Source organism: Streptomyces sp. TRM68367, assembly GCF_014495685.1.
Classification (GTDB): domain Bacteria; phylum Actinomycetota; class Actinomycetes; order Streptomycetales; family Streptomycetaceae; genus Streptomyces.
Genome location: NZ_JACTVI010000225.1, coordinates 1 through 3,201 on the forward strand (window position 1 = coordinate 1; position 3,201 = coordinate 3,201).

The following is a 3,201-nucleotide window of genomic DNA, read 5'->3' on the forward strand; positions in this document are numbered from 1 at the left end:
ACGCCACGTCACCGGGCCATGCTGTGTTTTCGCAGGTCAAACCCTATTTCCAGCGACTATGCCGCTACCTCTGCTGCGGAACTCCGGTACGGGGAGCACACTTCAATGCCTTTGACACCGTTGATCATCCAGGCGAGGAAATGCTGCGGATCATGAGCGTCGACCACTAGCCTCGAATCAGGTGGTGCGAGATGAGCATGGTCGACGATCTACGCCGAGCCCGCGAGGAGTACGAACGCCAGGAGTGGGTGGCGGCGTACCGCGCTCTTTCCGGCCTGGACGAGACCGAGCTTCAGGCCGACGACTTCATGGCGCTGGCGGTCACCGCGCACCTCCTGGGCCACCGCAACGACTGCATCCAGGCGCTGCAACGGGCGTTCCAGGCCTACCGTGACAGGGACGATACCCTCGGCGCGGTGCGCGCGGCGTACTGGCTGACCGTAGTCCTGTGGCAGGGCGGCGAGGTCGCCATCGGCAGTGGCTGGCTAGCCCGGGCCGAGCGGCTGCTCGACGACCATGGCGGGGATGTGGTGGAGCGTGGCTATCTGCTCGAGCGGGCCACCATGGGGCACATCATCAAGGGAGAGTTCGCCGAGGCCTTCGTTGCCGTGCCAAAGGTCACCGAGTGCGGCCGACGGTTCGACGACCCCGACCTGACAGCTATGGGCCTCCACATGGAGGGTCGGATGAAGATCTTCGCGGGCCAGGTCGCCGACGGGCTGAGCCTCCTCGACGAGGCGATGGTCTCGGTCCTGGCCGGGGAGGTCTCACCCATCTTCTCCGGGGTGATCTACTGCTCGTCGGTCGAAGCCTGCCAGCAGATCTCCGACTTCGGCCGGATGGGCGAGTGGACTCACGCGCTGACCACCTGGTGCGACGGCCAGCCCGGCCTGGTCGCGTTCACCGGTCAGTGTGCGGTCCACCGCGGCCAGCTGATGCGACTGCACGGCGCCTATCGCGACGCCGTCAGGGAACTCGAGCGCGCGGTCGGGCGGTACGCCGCGGCCGGCGGGGACCTGGCGGTCGGTCAGGCCCACTACGAGCGGGGTGAGACCCTCCGGCTTCGCGGCGACCACGACGCTGCGGAGGCCGCCTTCGCGGAGGCTGCCGAGTTCGGCCACTCGGCCCAGCCCGGCCGGGCACTGCTGTGGCTGGAGCACGGCCGACGGGATGCGGCGTCGGCCGCGATCCACCGTGTGGTGGCCGAGGTGCACGATCCCGTCCACCGGTCGCAGATGCTCCCGGCGGCGGTCGAGGTGCTGGTGGCCACCGGCGAGGTAGACACGGCAGCACCCCTTGCCGAGGAGCTGGGGCAGATCGGGAGCTCGTTCGGGTGCTCGGCGCTGCAGGCATCGGGGCAGTACGCCGCCGCGACCGTCGCCCTGGCCCGGGGCGAGGCGGACCGCGGGTTCGTCTGCGCGCGGCAGGCGGCCGAGACCTGGGCGCAGCTCTCCGCGGTGTACGAGGTGGCCCGCTCCCGGGCGCTCGTCGGGCGCGCGCTCCGGCTGCTGGGTGACGAGGAGTCGGCCGCGGCCGACCTGAGCGCGGCCCGGAGGGCGTTCGCGGAGATGGGTGCGAATCCGGCGGAGCAGGAGATCGCGGCGCTGTTGGGCGAGGAGAAGGCTCCCGGCGGGCTGAGCCCCCGGGAGGTCGAGGTCCTCCGGCTGGTGGCGGTGGGCAAGAGCAACCCGGAGATCGCCGAGACCCTGGTGCTCTCGGAGAAAACCGTGGCCCGGCACCTGTCCAACATCTTCGCCAAGCTCGATGTCGGCTCCCGAACCGCGGCCGCGGCGTTCGCCTACGAGCATCACCTGGTCTGAGCCGCCCTTCGTTCTGAGCAGTCCCGGCTAGTTAGCAGGCCGTCGGGGGGCGTTGACGCTGTCCCAGTAGTCCTCGCCGAAAAAACAACGGAGTAGCCGCTGACCTGGGCCGTTGCCGTGGAAAGACGTGACGAGCACGCCCGGACGAGACGCCTTTCCTCCTGCTGGTACGTGGGAGGTTCTACAGCCCGGCGCCGGGCTCGTCGGTGGCCACGGTCCGCAGGGGCCGGTGTCCCTGGTCGTCGAGCTGGGCGAGTTCGTGCTCGTAATGGCAGCAGGCCGGGGTGTGGGACGCGGGGCCGGCCCCGGCGCAAGCCCCGCGCGCTGTATGCCGACCGCGGCTACGACCACGACAGCTACCGCCGCAGTCTGCGTGAGCGTGGCATCGTCCCGAAGATCGCCCGGCGCGGACAGCCACACGGCTCGGGCCTGGGGAGGGTGCGATGGGTTGCCGAGTCCGCCATCGCCTGGCTCCACGGGCCCTCGCCGCTTACGGACCCCCGGGAAACCCGAGACGACATGCATGACGCCTTCCTTCAGCTCGCACACTGAATCTTTCTCGGTAACGTTTCGTGACGGTTCGTGATCTTCGGTCAGACGGTGCGGCCGTGTTCCAGCTGGAGCAGGACGAGGGCGGCTCGGGCGATCCGGGTGATGCCGCTGGGGTCGAGGCTGACCCGGCGCAGGGCCTTGAAGGTGACCTTGAGCAGGGCGTTGGCCCGCTCGGCGACCGCGTGGACGCCTCGGATGACCGAGTTGAACGCCTGCCGCTCGTCATCGAGTTCGCTGCCCTGGGCTTCTTGACCGGGTGGCGGAAGCCGTCGCCGGCGTTCTCGTAGCCGAGGTCGGTCAGGGTGGGAATGTCCAGGGTGGATGCGAGCAGCACTGCCTGGGGAGAGTCATGACAAGTAGGTTCACTGAGTTGGCCGTTGACTGCCACGATCCTGAGAGGCTCGCGGCCTTCTGGTGCGAGGTCCTGGACTTCAAGGTGATCGACCGGAGCGAGGGCAAGGTCGAGATCGGCTCCTGGGTGCCGACCGTCGAGGATGTTCGGGCCCGTCAGATGCCGCCCACCCTGGTGTTCATCCAGGTACCTGAGGGCAAGACCGTGAAGAACCGGCTTCACCTCGACGTCAGCCCAATCGACGGCAGCACCGAGGACGAGGTGACCAGATTGCTCGGCCTCGGCGCCACCAAGACGGATGTGGGCCAGGGGTCAGACCGAAACTGGGTAGTCATGGCAGACCCCGAGGGCAACGAGTTCGACGTCCTACGCACCCTGGCACCGCAGACCTAGGCCCAATGCCGTGTAGTTAGGGCTTGCCGATTAATAACTCGCTGTCTTGATCTCCGGTGGGTGGGTGAGTCCTGCCGTGCTGGC

General features: G+C 68.4%; 3 protein-coding genes and 1 pseudogene. 3 read left to right on the forward strand and 1 reads right to left on the reverse strand.

Annotated features, from left to right (window positions below):
• Positions 1-191 precede the first annotated feature (191 nt).
• Together H8R17_RS44870 and H8R17_RS44875 are read left to right on the forward strand one after the other, a co-directional pair.
• Positions 192-1,820 carry a LuxR family transcriptional regulator gene (locus H8R17_RS44870; protein WP_187828905.1) on the forward strand — a complete coding sequence of 543 codons (1,629 nt, stop codon included), beginning with the start codon at positions 192-194 and terminating at the stop codon, positions 1,818-1,820.
• A gap of 288 nt (positions 1,821-2,108) precedes the next feature.
• Positions 2,109-2,372, forward strand: a pseudogene (locus tag H8R17_RS44875) (IS5/IS1182 family transposase); the annotation flags it as partial.
• A gap of 41 nt (positions 2,373-2,413) precedes the next feature.
• Here H8R17_RS44875 and H8R17_RS44880 read toward each other — a convergent pair.
• Positions 2,414-2,695 (reverse strand): transposase family protein, encoded by a 282-nt coding sequence (locus H8R17_RS44880; protein WP_399478141.1) that lies wholly within the window; start codon positions 2,693-2,695, stop codon positions 2,414-2,416.
• Positions 2,696-2,721: 26 nt separating this feature from the next.
• On the opposite strand from H8R17_RS44880, the gene H8R17_RS44885 reads away from it, so the two are divergent.
• Positions 2,722-3,117 (forward strand): VOC family protein, encoded by a 396-nt coding sequence (locus H8R17_RS44885; RefSeq protein WP_187828906.1) that lies wholly within the window; start codon positions 2,722-2,724, stop codon positions 3,115-3,117.
• The last annotated feature ends 84 nt before the right edge of the window (positions 3,118-3,201 follow it).